Origin of the sequence: Sandaracinus amylolyticus (assembly GCF_021631985.1) — a bacterium.
GTDB classification, from domain to species: Bacteria; Myxococcota_A; Polyangia; order Polyangiales; family Sandaracinaceae; genus Sandaracinus; species Sandaracinus amylolyticus_A.
Genome location: NZ_CP070225.1, coordinates 10,667,862 through 10,688,159, shown reverse-complemented (window position 1 = coordinate 10,688,159; position 20,298 = coordinate 10,667,862). Strand labels below are relative to the sequence as shown.

At 71.9% G+C, this 20,298-nt stretch carries 17 protein-coding genes; 8 read left to right on the top strand and 9 right to left on the bottom strand.

What is annotated here, in order from left to right:
• Nucleotide 1: 1 nt before the first annotated feature.
• Together I5071_RS45415 and I5071_RS45410 are read right to left on the bottom strand one after the other, a co-directional pair.
• Nucleotides 2-730 (bottom strand): CoA transferase subunit A, encoded by a 729-nt coding sequence (locus tag I5071_RS45415; RefSeq protein WP_236519709.1) that lies wholly within the window; start codon nt 728-730, stop codon nt 2-4.
• Nucleotides 731-784: 54 nt separating this feature from the next.
• Nucleotides 785-1,894, bottom strand: coding sequence for a winged helix DNA-binding domain-containing protein (locus I5071_RS45410; protein WP_236519708.1), 1,110 nt, complete (start codon nt 1,892-1,894; stop codon nt 785-787).
• A 97-nt stretch (nt 1,895-1,991) separates the two neighbouring features.
• Here I5071_RS45410 and I5071_RS45405 point away from each other — a divergent pair, with 97 nt between their 5' ends.
• Complete coding sequence (locus I5071_RS45405) at nt 1,992-2,861, top strand: hypothetical protein (RefSeq protein ID WP_236519707.1); 870 nt, start codon at nt 1,992-1,994, stop codon at nt 2,859-2,861.
• A 178-nt stretch (nt 2,862-3,039) separates the two neighbouring features.
• Here I5071_RS45405 and I5071_RS45400 read toward each other — a convergent pair whose 3' ends face one another.
• Nucleotides 3,040-4,299, bottom strand: a complete 1,260-nt coding sequence (locus I5071_RS45400; protein ID WP_236519706.1) for an aminotransferase class III-fold pyridoxal phosphate-dependent enzyme — start codon at nt 4,297-4,299, stop codon at nt 3,040-3,042.
• Between the two features lie 48 nt (nt 4,300-4,347).
• Entirely contained in the window at nt 4,348-5,286 is a 939-nt protein-coding gene (locus tag I5071_RS45395; RefSeq protein WP_236519705.1) for a DUF5996 family protein, read from the bottom strand.
• 118 nt (nt 5,287-5,404) lie between these two features.
• Here I5071_RS45395 and I5071_RS45390 point away from each other — a divergent pair, with 118 nt between their 5' ends.
• Nucleotides 5,405-7,960: an MYXO-CTERM sorting domain-containing protein gene (locus I5071_RS45390; protein WP_236519704.1), complete on the top strand. Its 2,556-nt coding sequence runs from the start codon at nt 5,405-5,407 to the stop codon at nt 7,958-7,960.
• 3 nt (nt 7,961-7,963) lie between these two features.
• Here I5071_RS45390 and I5071_RS45385 read toward each other — a convergent pair whose 3' ends face one another.
• Genes I5071_RS45385 through I5071_RS45375 form a run of 3 tightly spaced genes read right to left on the bottom strand, consistent with a single transcriptional unit; the run spans nt 7,964 to nt 10,655 of the window.
• Complete coding sequence (locus tag I5071_RS45385; protein ID WP_236519703.1) at nt 7,964-8,911, bottom strand: hypothetical protein; 948 nt, start codon at nt 8,909-8,911, stop codon at nt 7,964-7,966.
• 2 nt (nt 8,912-8,913) lie between these two features.
• Nucleotides 8,914-10,113, bottom strand: coding sequence for a FecR domain-containing protein (locus tag I5071_RS45380; protein ID WP_236519702.1), 1,200 nt, complete (start codon nt 10,111-10,113; stop codon nt 8,914-8,916).
• On the bottom strand, nt 10,110-10,655 hold the full coding sequence (locus tag I5071_RS45375; RefSeq protein WP_236519701.1) for an RNA polymerase sigma factor: 546 nt from the start codon (nt 10,653-10,655) through the stop codon (nt 10,110-10,112). Before I5071_RS45375 ends, I5071_RS45380 begins: the two co-directional genes overlap by 4 nt.
• Before the next feature lie 226 nt (nt 10,656-10,881).
• Between I5071_RS45375 and I5071_RS45370 the strand changes: the two genes are divergently transcribed.
• Both I5071_RS45370 and I5071_RS45365 read left to right on the top strand, forming a co-directional pair.
• Complete coding sequence (locus I5071_RS45370) at nt 10,882-11,403, top strand: hypothetical protein (RefSeq protein WP_236519700.1); 522 nt, start codon at nt 10,882-10,884, stop codon at nt 11,401-11,403.
• Nucleotides 11,404-11,415: 12 nt separating this feature from the next.
• Nucleotides 11,416-11,745 carry a hypothetical protein gene (locus I5071_RS45365; RefSeq protein ID WP_236519699.1) on the top strand — a complete coding sequence of 110 codons (330 nt, stop codon included), beginning with the start codon at nt 11,416-11,418 and terminating at the stop codon, nt 11,743-11,745.
• On the opposite strand, the gene I5071_RS45360 is transcribed toward I5071_RS45365, so the two are convergent.
• Nucleotides 11,746-12,639 carry a LysR family transcriptional regulator gene (locus tag I5071_RS45360; protein ID WP_236519698.1) on the bottom strand — a complete coding sequence of 298 codons (894 nt, stop codon included), beginning with the start codon at nt 12,637-12,639 and terminating at the stop codon, nt 11,746-11,748.
• Between the two features lie 68 nt (nt 12,640-12,707).
• On the opposite strand from I5071_RS45360, the gene I5071_RS45355 reads away from it, so the two are divergent.
• Complete coding sequence (locus I5071_RS45355; protein ID WP_236519696.1) at nt 12,708-13,217, top strand: PaaI family thioesterase; 510 nt, start codon at nt 12,708-12,710, stop codon at nt 13,215-13,217.
• A gap of 7 nt (nt 13,218-13,224) precedes the next feature.
• Here the strand turns inward: I5071_RS45355 and I5071_RS45350 are convergent, their stop codons facing one another.
• A complete protein-coding gene (locus I5071_RS45350) occupies nt 13,225-14,547 on the bottom strand; it encodes an MFS transporter (RefSeq protein WP_236519695.1) in 1,323 nt (440 codons plus the stop codon).
• Between the two features lie 285 nt (nt 14,548-14,832).
• Here I5071_RS45350 and nirB point away from each other — a divergent pair, with 285 nt between their 5' ends.
• The 3 genes from nirB to I5071_RS45335 are packed head-to-tail and all read left to right on the top strand — an operon-like array spanning nt 14,833 to nt 20,296.
• Entirely contained in the window at nt 14,833-17,313 is a 2,481-nt protein-coding gene (gene nirB / locus I5071_RS45345) for a nitrite reductase large subunit NirB (RefSeq protein ID WP_236519694.1), read from the top strand.
• Nucleotides 17,310-18,161 (top strand): nitrite reductase small subunit NirD, encoded by an 852-nt coding sequence (gene nirD, locus I5071_RS45340; protein ID WP_236519692.1) that lies wholly within the window; start codon nt 17,310-17,312, stop codon nt 18,159-18,161. Before nirB ends, nirD begins: the two co-directional genes overlap by 4 nt.
• Entirely contained in the window at nt 18,161-20,296 is a 2,136-nt protein-coding gene (locus I5071_RS45335) for a molybdopterin oxidoreductase family protein (protein ID WP_236519691.1), read from the top strand. The genes nirD and I5071_RS45335 overlap by 1 nt, the downstream gene beginning before the upstream one ends.
• Nucleotides 20,297-20,298: the final 2 nt, after the last annotated feature.

Genomic DNA, 20,298 nt, shown 5'->3' with positions numbered 1-20,298 from the left:
CTCAGGCGCTCCTCTTGCGGACGGTGCGGTACTCGAACGGGTCCTCGTGCTCGCGCACCTCGAGCACGTGGTGCACGAAGATGCCGGGCAGGTGCACGTCGTCGGGATCGATCGCGCCGAGCGGCACGATCTCGTCGCACTCGACGATCGTCTGCTTCGCCGCGCTCGCCATGACCGGCGAGAAGTTGCGGGCGGTCCGCCAGAAGCGCGCGTTGCCGAACGCATCGGCGCGCTGCGCGCGGATCAGCGCGAAGTCCGCGGGCAGCGCGCGCTCCATCACGTAGGTGCGCCCGTCGAAGTCGCGCGTGTCCTTGCCCTCCGCGACGACGGTGCCGACGCCGGTCGGCGTGTAGAACGCGGGGATGCCCGCGCCCGCCGCGCGGATGCGCTCGACGAACGTGCCCTGCGGCACGATCTCGACCTCGACCGTGCCCGCGGCCATCGCGCGGTGCAGCGCCTCGTTGGTCCCGATGTACGAGCCGATGAAGCGGCGCACGATGCCCGCCTCGAGCCACGCGTTCAGGCCCTTGCCGAGGTTCCCCGCGTTGTTGCTGATCAGCGTGAGGTCGCGGACGCCGCGCTTCACCACGCCCGCGATCAGCGCCTCGGCGTTGCCGCACAGACCGAAGCCGCCGACCATGATGCGCGCGCCGTCGAAGAGGGGCGCGAGCGCTTCGTCGACGCTGCTGCGCACCTTCGCGCGATGCCGCCCCGGAGAGACCGTCGTCATCCGGGCGAACATATCGCGAGCGCCGCGGCGAACCAGCGTGCGCGCGGCGTTCGCTCACGCGCGCGGCGCGACCTCCACCGACGTCTCGTGATCGGGCGCGAGCAGCGCGAGCAGGCGTGCGCCCTCGTCGATCAGCGCGCGGCGCAGGTCCTTGCTCGCGCGGCCGAACGTCGCGACGTGCAGCACCGCGCTCTTGCGATCGCGCTCGAGCCTCCACGTCGCGCCGAGGAACCCATCGATCAGCACCGCCGCGGGCACGAGGCCGTTGGGCACGTCGGTCACGATCTTGCGGCGCTCCTCGGAGACGATGCGCGCGCGGTCGGCGTGCGAGAGCAGCACGTTGTCGAACTGCGGGAGGAAGCGCACCGGCGCCGGCGTGTCGGGATGAGGGCGCGGTGCGTCGGGGAGATCGAAGAGCTCGCGGCCTCGCGCGTCGTGGAAGACGCGAAGCGACGAACGGAGCCGCGCGAAGACGTCCTTCAGCGAGAGCCCCGACCACGTCTGCGCGTCCTGCGCGCTCGCGGGGCCGAACGCGGCGAGATAACGCAGGACCAGGCGATCGAGCCCGAGCGCGTCGGGATCGAGCGGGCGACCGAGCCAGTGCTCGGCGGTCGTGTGCTTCGCCTGTCCCTTGCCGCCCCAGAGCCCGCGCGGCGGCACCTGCACCAGCGCGAGCTTGGTGCGCGCGACGTGCCCGAGGGATGCAGCGTCACGATCGGGCCAGCGACGTGCGAGCTCTGCGCCGAGCTCCGCGTTGCCGAGCGCGCGCGCCTCGAGCAGCTCGCGCGCGTGCGCAGCGACGTCGTCGAGATCGAGCCCCGCGACGCGGCGGCCGTACACGCTCTCGAAGCCGCGATCGAGCACCGGCTGGACCAGCGGCCGGAGCGCGAGCGCGTCGCGCGCCGACACGAGGTGGATCGTCGAGCGCATCACCGCGATGCGCACCGCCTCTCGGCTCGCGATCTGCGCCGAGAGCAGCTCCGTGCCGAAGTCATCCGATCGCGTCCACAGCGCGAGGTAGGGATCGTTGGGCTGCTGCGCCTGCAGTCCGACGAGGTGCTCCACGAGCTCGAGCGGGGGCATCCGCGTGGGCTCGAGGAGGTGCTGCCTCGCGAGGAGCGCGCGGTTGAGCGCGCGTGTGTCGAGGACGTCGGGTGTCGGCATGGGCGTGACGATGGCGGGTGACGACGACGGTTGTCTGTCCGTTTTCGGTCGGGCGATGCTGTCCACGATGGCACGACCTTCGCTGAGCGGCCCCGCCATGACTCGTCTCGTGCGGCTCCTGCCGATCCTCCTCGTCGCCCTGCTCGCGCTCGCCGGATGTCATCGACGCGCCCGCGCCACCGCCACCCTCGCACAGCCCGCGACCAGCGGGGGTGTCGTCGCCACGTCGATCTCGCACCGGCACTATCGGAACCTCGTGCGCATCGCGAGCCGGGACATGCAGTGCCATCACCGCGAGCTCGCCACGCAGGAGGTCTCGCCGGGGATCTTCTCGATCTCGGGGTGCGGTCAGCTGCGCGACTACGTGATGGTGTGCAGCGGGCGCCGTCACTGCCGCTGGGTCGGCATCCAGCCGGTCGAGGCGGTCGCGATCGCCGAGACCCAGTGCGCGACGGGTCAGGTGTTGGTGCAGCCGACGGGGCCGCTCTCGCGGACGGTGAGCGCGTGCGGGCAGACGCTGCAGTACGCGCTCGCGTGCGGGCCGGGCGCGTGCGGGTGGTCGCGCGGTGCGGTGGCGGGCGGCGTGATGATGCAGACCGAGCCGGGCACCGCGGTCATCGTGGTGCCGGACGCGTACGCGACGGCGCAGCCGCCCTCGCAGCAGATCCAGGTGCAGGAGGCGTCGACGGCGCCGGGCGTGGTGGGTGACGAGTCGGCGGATGTCGTGCAGATCGACGCCGCGGGCACGCTGCAGGCGCTGCTCGCGACGCAGATCGCGGCGATTCGTCAGTGCACGGGCGGCGCGTCGGTGACGCTGGCGATCCGGTGGACGGCGCAGGGTCAGGTCGGTGTCGCGCTCGCGCCGCCGCACGCGGGGACGCAGATCGAGGCGTGTGTGCAGGCGGCGGTGGGGAGCGTGGTGCTGCAGGGAGTGTCGGGGCCGGGGCAGGTCCAGGCTTCGTTCTGAGGGCAGGTGCACGGTCTCGATCGGCGCGGGCGCGGAGAGCGTCCGCGCCGATTCGCGTTTCGGGAGATCGTTGAAGAACGACGCGCGTCGGAGCGTCTGGAGCGTCACCCGGGTCGGTTCGGCGCGACGATCGAGAACGCGAGTGCGTGACGGTCTGTCGCGATCCGTGCTCGCGCGTTCACGCGCTCTCGACGATCGCTTCCTCGATCGCGCCCACCCCGCGCAGCAGCTCGTCCTCCGTGATCACCAGTGGGGGCGCGATGATCAGGGTGCGGATCCGGCCGTTCGGGTGGGTGTACACGCGCCGCGCGTCGAGCGCCTTCGAGAGCCTCGTGAAGCGCGCCGCGTCCCCCGCGATCTCGAGCCCCGCGAGCAAGCCCATCGCGCGGGTCTTCGGGATCAGCTCGCCGCGACGATCCTGCATCGCCGCGATCTCCGCGCTCATGCGCGCGCCCAGCACCGCGGCGCGCTCGACGAGCTTCTCGTCCTCGTACACCCGCACCGCCTCGAGCCCCGCGGCCACGCCGATCGGGTGCCCGTAGAACGTCAGGCCCGCGAGCAGCACGCGATCCTCGAACACCTTCGCGATGCGCTCGTGCACCAGCACCGCGCCGAGCGGCGCGTAGCCGCCGGTCAGGCCCTTGCTGATCGTGATCAGATCCGGCGTCGCGCCGAGCTGCTCGAAGCCGTACCAGCTGCCGAGACGACCGAACCCGTCGAGCACGCAGTCCGCGACGAGCACGATGCCGTGGCGATCACACGCACCGCGCACGCCGGTCCAATAGCCCGCGGGCGGCACCAACGCGCCGTTCGCGCCGGGCACCGGCTCGAGGAAGATCGCGGCGATCGTCTCCGGCCCTTCGAGCTCCATCGTGCGCGCGATCGCGCTCGCGTCCGCGCCCCCCTCGACGACACGCGCGCCACCGGGCAGTCGCGACTCGTACTGATCGAGCACGTGCACCACGCCCGCGAGACCGGGCTCGAGCGGCGGACGACGGTGATCCCCCGAGAGCGTGAGCGCGCCCATCGTCGCGCCGTGATAGCTGCGATAGCGCGAGATCGCCTTGTGACGCCCGGTCGCGAGCCGCGCGATCTTGAGCGCGTTCTCGACCGCCTCGGCCCCACCGAGCGTGAAGAAGACCTTGGTGAACCCCGGCGGCGCGTGCTCGAGCAGCTTGCGCGCGAGCGCGTCCTTCGCGGGATAACCGCCGCTCGGCACGGTGAGGAGCAGCTCGTCGCACTGGCGCTTCATCGCGTCGATCACGCGACGGCAGCCGTGACCGAGGTTCGCCTGGTAGCTGAGGCTTCCCATGTCGAGCCAGCGCTCGACGCGCTCGCCGTCACGCACGTCGAACGACGCGCCCTCGCCGCCGACGATCTCGAGAGGCTTCGCGCCGCGCTGCGCAGACCACGTGAAGAAGAACGGATGCTCGCTCATACGGAGATCGCGCGAGCGTAGCGCGCCGCAGCGCACGGAGGCGCGCGCTCACGCACGCTCGAGCGCGCGTCGATCCCACTCGCCGAGCGTCGCCGCCGCGGCGTACGTCGTCTCGCAGAAGCGCGTGAGCATGCGCTCCGGAGAGCGCGACCGGCGCACCGCCTCGTAGGGCAGGATCCACTCGCGCAGCGCGTCGCTGTAGAACGCCTCGCGCGGCTCGACCGGCGCATCGCGATATCCGGCGGGCTCGGGGTACGCGTACGCGTAGAACGCCGCGTCGAGGTCCTGGCCGCCGGGCCAGAAGCCCACGCTCGAGACCTCGTGCGAGTACGCCTCGATCGCCACGAAGCGCGCGACGTTCGGCGCGCCCGGGTGCTCGGGCGCGGTGCGCCCCGAGAAGCGCGTGCTCGCGAGATCGAACGCGCCCCAGAAGAAATGAGTCGGGCTCACTTTGCCGACCCAGCGCGACTCGAACGCGTCGATCACGCCCTGCGCCGACACCAGCGCGCGCCAGAAGCGCGCCGCCGCGTCGGGGTCGTACGTGCAGTGCGTCTCGTCGAGCTCGAAGGGCGTGCGGTCCTCCACCTCGACCGGCGTGCTCCACACCGCGACGTCGCACGTGAGCTCGCGCATCGCGTGCATCACGCGATCGTAGAAGCGCGCCACGGTCTGCGACGCGAGCGGGATCTCGCGCGTCTCGCCGAGCGTCGTCGCGATGCGCAGCCGGTGATCGACGAAGTCGAAGTCGAGCTGCAGCCCGCCGCCGCGATAGGGCACGAGCGAGGTCGTCAGCCCGCGCGCGCTCGCGTAGAGCGGCACGTGCCACCAGTGGTTGCGCGGCGGCGCGAGGCCGAGCCGGATCTTGCCGACGACCTGCGTGAAGCGATGGAGCGTCTCGTAGGTCGGCTGCCACGACGCGAGGGGAATCGCGGGCCACGCGTGCTCGCGCCAGCGATCCACGGTGCGTTCGACGTCGAGGGTCTCCATGACGGGCCATCTAGGAGCCGCGTGTGCACGATCGACCGGCCCCCTATTGACCAAGGGTCATCTCGCGTGGTCGAGTTCGTTGCTTCCGCAAAGTTTGTCCGAAGCAACGAGGTACCTCGTGCCGAAGCGCTTCTCTTCTTCCTTCTTTCGTTCCGCGCTGGTGGTGCTGCTCGTGTTCGCGACGTTCGCGTGCAGCGGTGGTGGCTGCTCGGGATGCGCGGGGTGCGGCATCGCGCCGATTCCAGGCGGCTTCCCGCTCGCGCAGCAGATCCCGAACGCGGCGCAGGTGCGCCTCTCGTCGAGCGCGATCGCGTTCATCGAGGAGAACGTCGGCGCGATCCTGCCGCGCGTGCTGCCCGACGGCCTCGACTTCCCGGTCGAGCGCGGTGATCAGGGCGCTGCGATCATCTGCAGCTCCGATCCGACGGCGGGCGACGGCGCGACCGACTGCTTCGCGCACATCGAGGTGGAGTCGCTCGATCTCGAGCCGGTCGAGGGCACGAACCAGCTCAACGCGCACGTGCGCGCGATCGCCGAGAGCCGCGACGAGACGGGCGTGCTCGCCGCGTGGCAGGTGCGCGTGCTCGCGTCGGAGTGCCTCCTGACGATCGACACGCGCGGCGGCTCGCGACCTTACGTCGGCGTGCGCGCCGAGCTGGCGCTCGAGGAGATCGATCGCGAGGCGCGCGCCGGTGCGACGAAGCTCGCGGTGAAGTCGATCGGCGTCGACCCGGACGAGGGCGTCGAGCCCAACGACTTCTCGATCACGTACCTGAACTGGTGGGACGGCGGACCGATCGCGTGCGGCATCGCGAACACCGATCTCGTGCGCGGCGCGATCGCGGGGACGATCACGAACGCGGTGCAGGGCCTCCTGAACGGCGCGCTCTCGGAGCAGCTCTGCACGCGCCGCGGCGAGCTCGGATGCCCGACCGGCACGCACGATCGCGGCGACACCGCGGCGGACGCGATCTGTTACTACGACGCGGCGCCGCCGAGCGAAGGGCCCGACGAGTGCGTGCCCACCTTGCTCGGCTTCGAAGGGCGCGGTGATCTCGGCGCACAGCTCCTCGGTGGGTTCTCGCCCGGCACCCACGGCTCGCTGCAGTTCTCGCTCGCGGCGGGCGGCGACGGCGAGGCGGTGAACGAGGGCATGACCGTCTTCCTCTCGGGCGGGATGATGTCGTTCGATCGCGGGTTCGAGACGACGCCGGGACACGCGGTGTGCGTGCCCGCGCTCGAGCCGCCCTCGCTCCCCGAGATCGCGCGCGTCGACGCGTTCCGCGGGAACGTGATCCCGGGCACCGACATCGAGACCCACCTCGGGATCGGCATCGCCGAGGACTTCCTCGATCACGCGGGCTACGGGATGTTCGACAGCGGCATGCTCTGCCTCGCGGCGGGCACGCGGCTCTCGCAGCTGCTCTCGACCGGGCTCGTCTCCGCGATCGCGGGATCGTTGCGCTCGCTCGCGTTCCCCTCCGAGAGCGCGCCGCTGATGCTCGCGCTGCGCCCGCAGCGGTCGCCCGACTTCACCCTCTCCGAGACCGAGCCGCAGCTCACGGTCACGCTGCCCGAGCTGCGCATCGACTTCTACGTGTGGAGCACCGAGCGCTACGTGCGCTTCATGACGTTCCAGAGCGATCTCTCGATCCACCTCGGCATCGCGGTCGAGGGCGGACAGATCGTGCTGCGCGTCGCGAGCGTCGACGTCGCGAACCCGGTGGTGACGAACAGCGAGATGCTGATCGAGTCGCCCGAGATGCTCGCGACCGCGCTCGGTCGTCTCGTGCCGAACGTCGCGGGCATGCTCGCGGGCGTCATCCCGCCGATCTCGCTGCCCGACATCATGGGCTTCGAGCTCGACGTGCCGCCGGAGGGCGTGCGTGGCGTCGACCAGGACGGCGAGCGCTTCCTCGGGATCTTCGCGAACCTGCGCCTCGCGGACAGCGCGCTGCGCGCCGCGATCGACACCCGCGTCGAGGTGAGCGATCTCGAGCTCGATCGCGAGAGCATGACGCTCGAGCAGTTCGCGACCGGCGAAGGCAACAGCGCGTGGCTGCACCTGCACGGCGCGGGCGCGGAGCCGGGCACCGAGTACGAGTACAGCCATCGCGTCGACGGCTCGACGTGGTCGGAGTGGTCGAGCACGCCGCGCGTGCGCATCGACGATCCGCTGCTGCTCCTCCAGGGCCGCCACGAGATCGAGGCCCGCGCCCGGATCGCGGGCGACGCGCGCAGCGCCGATCCCACGCCGGCGCGCACCACGCTGATCGTCGACGTGATCCCGCCGGTCGTGCAGCTCTCGCGGCTGCCCGAGGGCACGGCGTACGTCGCGAGCGCGAGCGACATCGTCACGGGCTCGCGCGCGCTGCGATATCGATTCCGCGTGCGCGGTGGCGCCTCCTCGGCGACGCAGTGGTCGCCGTGGTCGAACGACGCGCGCTACGTGCCCGATGCGCTGGTGCTCGACGGCCGCGACGTGGACGTCGAGGTCATCGACGAGGCGGGGAACGTCGGCGTCGCCACGCTCCCGCTGATCCGCGGCATCCCGAACCCGAACGCCGGTGGATGCGCGTGCCGCACCGCGGCGGATCGCTCGAGCGGCGCCACGTCGGCGATGCTGGTCGCGCTCTCGATCGTGCTGGTGATCGGACGCCGCAGGCGGCGGTGAGGGTCAGAGGCGCAGCTCGATCCCGAGCTGCGCCGCCACCACGGCATCGCGGAGCGCGATGACGGCGCCGGTCGGAGATCGCGCCTCGAGCCCGAGCGCGACGAGGCGCGCTTCGACGCCGAGCACGATCGCGATCGCGCGATCGAGATCGAGCGCGCCGCGCAGGCCGGCGTCGAACGTCAGGATCGCGCCGTCGCTGCGCCGCGCGATCACGTCGGAGCTCGATCCCTCGCCCTCGAGCTGCGCCCAACCGAGCCCGAGCGCGAGCGACCCGCCGAGCCGCAGCGGGGCGAGCGACGCCTCGAGCCCCGCGCCGATCGCGCCGTGGATCCACGTGCCGCGCACCTCGCCGAGCGGATCGCCGCGCGTCGTGAAGAGCGCCTCCACGCCGGCGACGAGGTGCAGCGGCGGCGCGATGCGCGCGAGCACGCCGGCGCGTGGCCCGCCCCAGACACTGGAGGATGCGGGCGCGAGCGCGGCGACGCCCGCGAGCACCAGCCCGACCGGGGCATCGACCGCCGTCGGCACGATCGCGGGCTCGGTCGCGACGGGATCGCCGAGCTCGACGCGCGCCCTCGACGCCGCCGCGGCGGGCCCATCTTCGCGCGGCGCCACCACGACCTCGCGCGGCTGGGCGAGGACCGACGCGAGCGCCATCGCGATCGCACGCGCGCGCATCGCCGGTGCGACGTCCGCGAGCTCGATGCGCCGCATCAGGGCTCGGTCGTCGTCGTGCACGTGCGCCACGACGACGACGCCGTCCTCGCACGGCGCTTCGACCTCGAGCTCGACGCGCGCGCTCGCACCCCGCAGCTCGACGTCGACCGCGTCGCGCAGACCCGCCTCGTCCCACCAGGACGGTGCGCACGCGGGCATCACCACCTCGGCGTGCTGCGCGCGGACACGCGGCGCGATCGTGAGCGCGGTGCACGCGAGAGCGAGCGCGAGCACCCTCACCGCGGTCCGCGCTCGGCGAGCACGCGGAGCGCGTCGGCGTGAGGCGGAGACGGATGGCGCGCGAGACACTCGCGCGCGGCGCTCGCTGCACCCTCGACATCGCCGGCACGCGCCCGCGCGAGCGCGAGGCCCGCGCGCACCTCGGCGTCGAACACGCGCGGCACACCGAGCTCGAGCGCGCGCTCGTAGGCACGCGCAGCGCGAGCGGGACGGTCCAGCGAGAGCTCGATGCGACCGAGCGTGATCGCGGCGAGCGGCGCCTCGGGCGCGTCGGGGTGCGCGCCGATCAGCCGCTCGAGCGGAGGCACCGCGTCCTCGGGGTGGCCCGAGAGGCGCGCGACGTCGGCGAGCAAGAGCAGGTCGTCCGGCGACGCGCGCGACGCGCTCGCAGCGACACCGCCTTCGATGGCGAGCGCGTCGTACGCATCGCGATGCGCGCCGCGCTCGGCCATCTCTCGCCACACGCGGCTCGGAGCACGCGCCGCCGGCTCGCGCACGCGAGGCGGCGCCACGGCGACGATCTCGGGCTCCGCGAGGATCGGCGGCGGCGAGGGCTCGTTCGGCCGCGCGAGATCCACCTCGATCGACGCTCCTGCGTCGAGCACACGCGCTCCGTCCGGCACGGCGACGCCTTCGACGCGCACGCGCCCCCGCTCGACGTCGACGCGGATCCGCGCCTCGCTGCGATCGATCACGAAGGCCGTCCCGACGACGCGCACCTGCACCGGCCCGCAGTCGATCGTCCAGGCGCGCGGCCCACCCGGCGTGACCTCGAAGCGCGCGCGCCCGCGCTCGAGCGCGAGACCGAGCTGCGCACCATCGTTCGCGCGCGGCACGATGCGCGCGCCGGGCGCGAGCTCGATGCGCGAGCGGTCCGAGAGCACGAGCGCGCGCGGCGAGGCGATCGCCTCGGTGGCGATCGGCAGCCCGCCATCGTCGAGCCGCAGCGGGCCCGTCGCCTCCGCGCGCGGCGCCGGCTCTCTGCCCCCCGCCGGCGGCGTCACATCGCGCGGCACGAGCGCCAGCGCGAGCACCGCAGCCGCAGCGACCCCGATCGCGCCTGCGACGATCGGCGCCCGCCACGGGCGTCCCTCGCGCGTCGCGATGCGCGCGCGCGTGCCCTCCCACGCTCGGCGCACTCGCGACTCGTCGTCCGCACGCTCCAGCACGTCGCGGATGCGCTCGGGCAGGCTCACGGCTCCGCTCCTCGCAGCCGTGCGCGCACCAGGGTCTCGGCGGTCGCGATGCGTCGCTTCGCCGTCGCGAGCGAGCACCCGGCGATCGCCGCGACGTCCTCGAGCTTCTCGCCCTCGACGTGCCGCAGCATCCACGCGATCCGATCGTCGGGGTGCAGCAGCGCGAGCGCGCGATCGACCCGCGCGAGCTCGGCGCGCGTGTCCGGCGAGAGGCCCGGCGACGCGAGCAGCTCGAGCGTCGCGTCGTCGATCCCGCGGTCGAGCCCGAGCGTGCGCAGCAGCGCGAGCTTGCGCACCCGGCGGCGCACGCGGCGCACCGCGATGCCGAGCAACCACGCGCGCAGCGCGCTCGGATCGCGCAGCTCGCCGAGCGCGAGGAGCGCGTCGGCGAACGTGTCCTGCACCACGTCGTCGGCCTCGTGGCGACGCCGAAGCAAGCGCTCGGCGAGCGACGTCACGTCCGCGACGTAGCGCCGGAAGATCGCCTCCTGTGCCCAGCGATCGCCGCCGCTCGCGCGCACGACGAGCTCGGCGTCGGACACCGGCTGCGATCCTTCGACGCGCGCGACGGTGCCCGACGCGCGCTCGGGGCGTGCACCTGTCGGCAGTCGTCGGCGTCGGATGGGCAGAGCAGGCACGGAGAGAATTTCGCTTGGGATCTGCGAGCCTCCACGTGAGGCGCACGAGCGGGCGAGAACGGCTCATCTTCGCGAGACGGGCGATCTCGTGAGCCGTTCGAGCGCGGCCGAGTGCCCGAGGCTCATGACGATGATGCGACGAACCACCGCCGCGTGGATGCTCGTTCTCGCGCTGACCGCGTGCGCGCGCAGCACCGAGCGGCCCGCGCCGGGCCACGAGCTCGAGGGCCGCGACGACGCGGCCACCACGTGCGACGACGCGGGGCCCGGCGACCTCGCGCTCGGCGAGGACCCGCTCGATCCCCAGCGGGCGACGTGCATCGGCCTCGCCGAGCCGGTCTGCGCGTCGTGCCACCTGCGCGAGGGCACGTTCTATCTGCGGCCATCGGGGCCGCCGCCGCCCCCGACGCACGTCGTCCCGCTCACGCCGCCGCCCCCGGGCTGCGTCGAGATCCCCGACCCGCCGCCCCCGCCGCCGCTCGATCCCGCGTCCGAGATCGTGCTCACGAACGAGCAGGCCGCGTGCCTCGGCATCGATCGGCCGCCGTGTACGGCCTGCCACCGACGCCACGACGTGCTCGTGCTGCGCCCGATCGGCGTGCCCCCGCCGCCGCCCGACACCGGCCTCACGCCCGTCGAGGAGTGCCTCTGATCGTCTCGTGCGATGCTCGCGACCGTGCTCGCTCGATCACGATGGCTCGCGCTCGTGCTCGCGGTGACGGCGCTCGGTTGTGCGCGCTCGTTCGACGCGCTCGCGCAGCGGGACGGCGGGCGCGACGCTGCGCGCACCGAGGACGAGCCCGACGCGGGCGTCCTCGGCGAGCTCGAGCTCACGGAAGATCAGGCGGCGTGCATCGGGGTCGACCGCGCGCCCTGCGCCGCGTGCCACGTCCGCGAAGACCGCGTGTACCTGCGCCCGTTCGGCGTCCCGCCGCCGCCCCCCGGGTCCACACCGCTGCGCGAGCCATCGGAGTGCGGCGTCGTGGTCCCCTGATCACGACGCGTCGCCGAGCTCGGCGCGCAGCACCTGCTCGAGCAGCGTCCAGGTGCGCGCGACGCGCGGCCCACGGCGAACGTCACGGTGGGCCGCGAGCCAGACCTCCATCGCGGGGAGCGTCGCGCGCGGCAGCACCCGGCGCAGCGCCGGATCGCCGTCGTGCACGACGCACGCGCCCGCGACGATCCCCCACCCTGCGCGCGCGGCCTCGCGCATCAGCGCCAAGCTGTCGACGACGAGCCCCGGTCGCGCGTCGCCCGCGTGCTCGTCGACCCAGCGATCGAACGCCGGACGGATCGCGCCGCCCCAGCGCACGAGCTCGTGCCGCGCGAGATCGCTCGCGCGTCGCGGGACGCCGTGGCGCGCGAGGTACGCCGGCGACGCATAGAGCCCGAAGCGCAGCGAGCCGACGCGCCGCGCGACGAGATCGGGCTGCCGCGGACGGACGAGGCGCACCGCGAGATCGGCGACCCGACGCGACAGATCGACGGTCTCGTTCGCGACCACGAACGAGAGGCGCGGCTCGGTCGTGCCCGCGAGCCGTCGCACCAGGAACGTCCCGAGCCCCTCGGTGACCGACACCCGCACCGGCGCGGCCTCGTCGGTGCTCTCGGCGAGCAGTCGGCGCTGCGCGACGACCAGCGCGTCCTCCATCCGGCGCACGTCGGCGACGAGCGCCTCTCCGTCGGCGGTGAGCACGATCTCTCGCCCGCGCCGCACCACGAGGCGCACTCCGAGCGCTGCCTCGAGCGCGGCGATGCGGCGTCCCACCGTGGGCTGGCTGATGCCGAGCGTGCGCGCCGCAGCGGAGAAGCTCCCCGAGCGCGCGACCTCGAGGAACACCCGGCACGACTCCCAGTCGACCGCGTCCATCGCGCGATCGTGATCCATTCATCCGTGAATGTCAGCGATTCACCGGTGAACGAGGCTCACGCGCCCGCCGCGGACAGACTCGACGCATGACCCACCCGAGCCGAGACCGTAGCTACCGCTATCCCCTGCCCCTGCCGAGCCCCGCACCACTGCTCGAGCGGAGCGGGTTCGAGGCCATGCGCGCGATGGCGAACGGCGAGCTCCCGCCGCCCTCGATCGCGGCGACGCTCGACTACACGCTCACGCACGTCGCGGAGGGCGAGGCGACGTTCGAGGGCGAGGTGCCCGACTACGTGTTCAACCCGCTCGGCAGCGTGCACGGCGGCTACGTGTCGACGCTGCTCGACAGCGCGCTCGGATGCGCGGTGCACACCACGCTCCCCGCCGGGCTCGCGTACACGTCGGCGACGCTCGAGGTGAAGTTCCTCCGCGCGCTGCGCCCCGACGTCGGGCGCGTTCGCGCGGAGGGTCGCGTCGTCCATCCCGGCTCGCGCGTCGCAGTGGCGGAGGCGCGCCTCGTCGGTGTGCGAGACGGCAAGCTCTACGCGACCGCGACGTCGACCTGCTTCGTGTTCGATCCTCGCCAGCGCACCTGACTCGAGATCACTCCGCCACGTCGTCGGCGGGCACCGGGAGCGGCATCGGCTCGCTCTCCGGGACCGTGGCCTTCGAGTCGATCGCGATCACGATCGGCGTGAGCGCGGCGAGCGCGATCGTCCCGATCCCGATCGTGAGGAACGCGCTTCCGTCGAGCATGCGCCCCGAGCCGAGCGCGACCGCCGCCGCGACCGCACCGAGGTTGCCGCCCGCGCCGACCCAGCCGCTCACCGCCCCCATCGTCTTGGGGTGCAGGAGCGGCACCGCGGCATAGGTCGCGCCCGCGCCCATCGCGACGAACAGACCGATCGACACGAACACCACGACCGCACCCTCGACGCTCTGGAGCGTCGAGAGCCGCACCAGCGCTGCGCCCTCGACCGTGAGGACGATCGCGAGCAGCGCGAGACGGCCGCGCAGACCGGCGCGTCCGCCGGCGCGATCACCGAGCCACCCGCCGAGCGCGCGCGCGAAGATGTTCACCCCGCCGAAGCACCCCGCGACCACGCCCGCGGTCGCGAGCGAGAGCGCGAAGCGATCGCGGAAGAAGAGCGTCGCCGCGTTCTCGAGCGCGATCTCCACGCCGAAGCACGCGCCGTACTGCAGCGCGAGCAGCCACACCCGCGGATCACGACCGAGCGCGAGCAGCGCCTTCGGCGGCGGCCGCACGTACTTGCCCTCGCGCGTGAGCGCGAGCTGATCGCCCTCCGGCAGATCCTGCGTGAACGTGAAGTACACGAGCGACCACGCGAGCAGCGCCACGCCGGGGATCAACGTCGCGTAGCGCCAGCCCCACGCCTCGTCGGCGCCGAGCGCGATCACCAGGCCGAGCAGCGACGGCATCACGAGGTGCGCGACGCCGCCGCCGAGGTTGCCCCAGCCCGCCGCGGTCGCGCTCGCGGTGCCCACGCAGTTGGGCGCGAACATGCGCGCGGTGTGCACGCTGGTGACGACGAACGACGCGCCCGCGAGCCCGTTGAGCAATCGCAGCGCGAGCAGGATCTCGTAGCGATCGACCAGCGGCATGCAGAGCAGCGGCACCGCGGCGATCACGAGCAGCGCGGTGTACGTGCGGCGCGGTCCGACGCGATCGCAGATCCATCCGACGACCGGGCGCGCGACGATCGTGGTGGCGAGCGATGCCACCAGCAGCGCGTCCATCTGCGCCTGCGTCAGAGCGAGCGCCTCGCGCGCGAGCGGCAGCAGCGGCGCGGTCGCGAACCACGCGAAGAAGCAGAGGAAGAACGCGATCCACGTGACGTGGAACGCGCGCATCGGTGGAGACGAGAAGTCGCGCAGTCGGAGCGCGGTCGCGGGTCCGGTCGACATGCGCGCAAAGCTTCGTGCGCTCGGTTTCCGGACGATGTCGCGCGCGTTGAAAGACGCGTTCGCGCATGCGTCCACGCGCGATTGAACACGTGAGCAACGTGTTGGAAACGCAATACCGCCCTGGACGGAGCCAGTCCAGTGAGGACGTCACCGATGTCGTGATTGGCACTCTCTTCGTTTCGATGTGATTTCGCAGAGATCTCCTGTCGCGTTCTCGACTGTGAGGTCACTCGAATGAACACGTCGGAAACGCAGCCGAAAACTGGAACCGGAAGGGTTCGGCCCATGCGTGCACTGGACCGGACGGGCTCGCGCGAGCGCTTGGTGGTGATCGGCAATGGAATGGCGGGCATTCGCTGCCTCGACGCGCTCCTCGAGCGCGCGCCCGAGCGCTTCGACGTGACCGTCTTCTCGGCGGAAGCGCGGACCAACTACGACCGGATTCAACTCTCGGGCGTGCTGCTCGGTGAGAAGGGCTGGGACGACGTCGTGCTCAACGACGACGCCTGGTACGAGGAGCGCGGGATCACGCTGCACCTCGGCGCGAAGGTCGCGCGCATCGATCGCGAGCGACGCGTCGTCGTCGGCGAGAACGGGATCGAGGCGCCCTACGACAAGATCCTCTACGCGACCGGATCGCGCGCCTTCGTGCTGCCGGTGCCGGGACGCGATCTCGACGGCGTCTACGTGTTCCGCACGTACGAGGACTGTGGCGCGATGATCGACCGCGCGAAGACCTCGAAGCGCGCGGCGGTGATCGGCGGCGGTCTGCTCGGGCTCGAGGCGGCGCGCGGCCTCGCGGCGCACGGGCTCGAGGTCACCGTCGTGCACCTCGTCTCCACGCTCATGGAGCGGCAGCTCGATGCAGCGGGCGGCGAGTACCTGCGACGCGCGATCGAGCAGCAGGGCGTGAAGGTCGCGCTCGGCAAGAAGACCGAGGAGATCCTCGCCGACGACGAAGGTCGCGTGCGCGGGCTGCGCTTCGCCGACGGCACGACGCTCGACGCGGAGATCGTGGTGATGGCCGCGGGCATCGTGCCCAACGCGGAGCTCGCGAAGAGCGCGGGAATCGACTGCCGCCGCGGCGTGCTCGTCGACGACTTCCTGCGCACGTCGGACCCCGACGTGTACGCGGTCGGCGAGTGCGTCGAGCACCGCGGCCTGTGCTACGGGCTCGTCGCGCCGCTCTACGAGATGGGCCGTGTCGCGGCCGCGCACCTCGCGGGCGAGACGACCGCTGCATACGAGGGCTCGGTCGTCTCGACGAAGCTCAAGGTGTCGGGCGTCGACGTGTTCTCGGCGGGCGATCCCTTCGGCGACGGAGCGTGCGAGATCGTGCGCGCCGAGGACTCGAGCGCCGGTGTCTACAAGAAGGTGCTCTTCCGCGATGGCAGAGCGGTCGGCGCGGTGCTGGTCGGCGACGCGACGCTCTCGGGCTCGCTCGACGCGCTGGTGAAGGGCGGAACGACCGTCGAAGGGCCGCGCGCCGCGATCCTCTTCCCCGAGCTCGCGGGCGCGGGAGGCGCGGCGGCCTCGCCCGACGCGGCCGTCGCGGCGATGCCCGACAGCGCGACGATCTGCGCGTGCAACGGAGTCGCGAAGGGCACCGTGCTCTGCGCGATCCGCGACCAGGGCCTCACGACGCGCAAGGAAGTCGCGGCGTGCACCAATGCATCGCGCTCGTGTGGCGGATGCGGGCCCCAGGTCGAGTCGCTGATCCGACTCGTGCACGGCGACGTGGCCGCGAAGCCGTCGAAGAAGACGCTGTGCGACTGCACGCCGCTCTCGCGCGAAGAGGTGATCGAGGCGATCCACGAGCAGCACCTGACGTCGGTGCGCGAGACGATGAGCGTGCTCGGCTGGACCGGCGACGGATGCGCGACGTGCCGCCCCGCGATCAACTACTACCTGACCGTCGCGTGGCCCGGTGAGAACGAGGACGATCCGCGCTCGCGCTTCGTGAACGAGCGCGTCCACGCGAACATCCAGCGCGACGGAACGTACTCGGTCGTGCCGCGCATGTACGGCGGCGTGACGACGCCCGACGAGCTCATGCGCATCGCGCAGGTCGCGAAGCGCTTCCACGTGCCGACGGTGAAGGTCACGGGCGGTCAGCGCATCGACCTGCTCGGCGTGAAGAAGGAGGACCTTCCCGCGGTGTGGAAGGCGCTCGACATGCCGTCGGGCTTCGCCTACGCGAAGGGCGTCCGCACCGTGAAGACCTGCGTCGGCTCGACGTGGTGTCGCTTCGGCACGCGCGACTCGATGGGCTTCGGCATCCGCATCGAGCGCACCTTCGAGAACCTGTGGACGCCCGCCAAGGTGAAGATGGCGGTCAACGCGTGCCCCCGGAATTGCGCCGAATCGCTCGTCAAGGACGTCGGGCTGATCGCGGGCGAGACCGAGTGGGAGATCTACGTCGGCGGAAACGGCGGCATCAAGGTGCGCACCGCCGAGCTGCTCGCGAAGGTCGAGACCGACGACGAGGCGATGGATCTGATCGCCGCGTTCCTCCAGCTCTACCGCGAGGATGCGACGTACGGAGAGCGCACGGCGCACTGGGTCGAGCGCGTCGGCATCGAGTCGATCCGCAAGCGCGTGGTCGACGATCTCGAGAACCGCGCGGCGCTGGTCGATCGCATGGAGGAAGCGCTCGACGCACGCGTCGAGCCGTGGCGCGAGCGCGTCACGAAGCTGGAGTCGGGCGACGAGGAGATGGAGCGCGAGTTCGCGCCGCTCCGCTTGAAGCTGAGGGTGGTGGCATGAGCGTCGAGGCGAGCATGGACGAGCGTCGCTGGGTGCGTGCCTGCGCGGTGGACGAGATCCCCTCGTCGGGCGGCCGGCAGGTGACGATCGACGGAGTCGAGATCGCCGTCTTCCGCACCAGCAGCGGGAAGATCTTCGCAGTCGTCGATCGCTGTCCCCACAAGGGCGGCGTGCTGAGCGAGGGCATCGTCGCGGGACAGCGCGTCGTGTGCCCGATGCACGGCTGGCAGATCGATCTGCCGAGCGCGTCGGCGGTCGCGCCCGACAAGGGATGCGTGTCGCGCTTCCCCGTCGACGTGCGCGGCGAGCACGTCTATCTCGACGTGACGCCGAGCGAGCCTGGCATGGTGCCCGAGGGCGCGCTCACCGCGAGCCGTCCGATCGTGTGCGATCACGACGCGCCGCTCCTCGAGGTGACGCGCGCATCGGAGCGCGTCGTCGCGCTGAGCGCGGAGGATCTGAGCGCGCGCTACGCGGTCCGCGACGTGCCGACCTACGTGACGACGATGATGTTCGGGTTCGCGCGCCCGGTGCGGTGGAGCGGCGTGCGGCTCTGCGACGTGATCGACGATCTCGCGGGGGGAATCGGCGCGACGATCACGCTCCACGCGGGCGGCGCCGAGCGCACGCTCTCGCGCCGACACGCGACCGACCCGCGCACGATGCTGGTGTTCGAGATGAACGGCGCGCCGCTCCCCGCGGAGCACGGCGGTCCGCTGCGCCTCGTCGCGCCGTTCCTCGCCGGGCACGAGAGCGTGAAGCGGTTGGTGCGGATCGAGCTGTCCGGCGAGGCGATCGCCGAGCCGGCCCTTTCTTCGGCACCGGTGGCGCGCAAAGAGAGCGCGTGATGTCGCGGCGCCTCAGCGTGGTCGCCGTGCCCTCGGAGACGCGCACGCACTGTCCGTACTGCGCGTTCCAGTGCGGCATGGTGATCACGTCCGGGAAGGACGTGGCCACGACGATCCGCGCCGATCCGGAGTTCCCGGTGAACCGCGGACAGATGTGCATCAAGGGGTTCACGTCGGCGGCGCTGCTCGATCATCCGGAGCGCGTCACGACGCCGCTGGTGCGCAATGCGCAGGGCCGTCTCGAGCCGGCGAGCTGGGACGAGGCGCTGTCGCGCGTGATCGACGGAATCCGTCGCATCCAGGCGACGCACGGGAACGACGCGGTCGCGGCGTTCGGCAGTGGCGCGCTCACGAACGAGAAGGCGTATCTGCTCGGGAAATTCGCGCGCATCGCGCTGCGATCATCGCAGATCGACTACAACGGTCGATATTGCATGGCGTCGGGCGCAGCGGGGCAGAACCGCGCGTTCGGCATCGATCGCGGGCTGCCTTTTCCGGTCAGCGACATCGCCCAGACTCGCACGCTCGTGCTCTGGGGCTCGAATTGCGCGGACACGCTGCCGCCGCTCATGCAGTGGGTCACGGCGCAGCGCGAGAGTGGCGCGTCGATCGTGGTCGACCCGCGCCGCACCGAGACCGCGCGGGGCGCGACGCTGCACCTTCAGATCACCCCGGGCTCGGATCTCGCGCTCGCGAACGGGCTGCTCCATCTCGCGATCGAGCAGGGCCTGATCGATCGCGAGTACATCGACGCGCGCACCGTCGGGTTCGATCACGTGCGCCGCAAGGTGCTGGAGTTCCCGCCCGCGCGCGTGGAGCGCATCACCGGCGTCTCGGCGAGCGACATGCAGCGCGCGATCGATCTCATCGCGAAGAGCGAGAGCGCGATGATCCTGTCGGGGCGCGGGCCCGAGCAGCAGTCGAAGGGTGCGGACACGGTCTCTGCGCTCTGCAATCTGATGCTCGCGCTCGGCAAGGTCGGAAAGCCGTACAGCGGTTATGGCACGCTCACCGGGCAAGGAAACGGCCAGGGCGGACGCGAGCACGGACAGAAGGCCGATCAGCTGCCGGGATATCGACTGATCGAGCGCGAGAGTGATCGCGAGGCGATCGCCGCGGTGTGGGGCGTCGCGCCGGAGAGCCTGCCGCGCAAGGGACGCAGCGCGTACGAGCTGCTCGACGCGATGGGCAAGAAGAGCAGCGACGGAGTCCAGGGACTGCTGGTGTTCGGCTCGAACGTGGCAGTCGCGTCGCCGAATGCAGCGTCGATCGAGAAGAAGCTCTCGCAGCTGGAGCTCCTCGTCGTCGCGGACGCGTTCCTCAACGAGACGTCGGCGCACGCGCACGTGGTGCTCCCGGTGACGCAGTGGGCCGAGGAGACGGGTACCACGACGAACTTCGAGGGACGCGTGATCCTGCGGCGCAAGATGCGCGAGGCGCCCGCGGGAGCGCGCTCGGATCTCGCGATCCTCTGCGACCTCGCGGAGCGCCTGGGTGTCGGCGACAAGTTCACGAGCTCGGCGCCCGAAGAGGTGTTCGAGGAGCTCGGCCGCGCGACGAGCGGCGCGACGGCCGACTACCACGGGATGACCCACGCACGTCTCGATCGCGAGCAGGGCGTCTTCTGGCCCTGTCCCGACTCGAGTCATCCCGGCACTCCGCGCCTCTTCGGCGATCGATTTCATCATCCCGATGGGAAAGCGCGCTTCATCACCGTCGATCACCGTCCCGCGGGCGAAGAGCCGGACTCGAGCTATCCGCTCTGGTTCACGACTGGCCGCTACAAGGAGCACTACAACTCCGGTGCTCAGACGCGCCGCGTCGGAGAGCTGATCGATGCCCAGCCCGAGCCGCGCGTGCAGGTGCATCCGTGGCTCGCGAGGCGCCTCGGGATCGGCGACGGAGAGCGCCTGCTCGTCGAGAGTCGTCGAGGGAGCGTCGTGTTCCGCATCGCGCTGAGCACCGAGGTGCGCCCCGACACGCTCTTCGCGCCGTTCCACTGGGGCGGACGACAAGCGGCGAACCTGCTGACGAATCCTGCCCTCGATCCCACGAGCCGAATGCCGGAGTTCAAGGTCTGCGCGGTGCGCGCGCGCATCGATGGTGGCTCCTCCCATCTCCGAGTGGTCCGCTGACT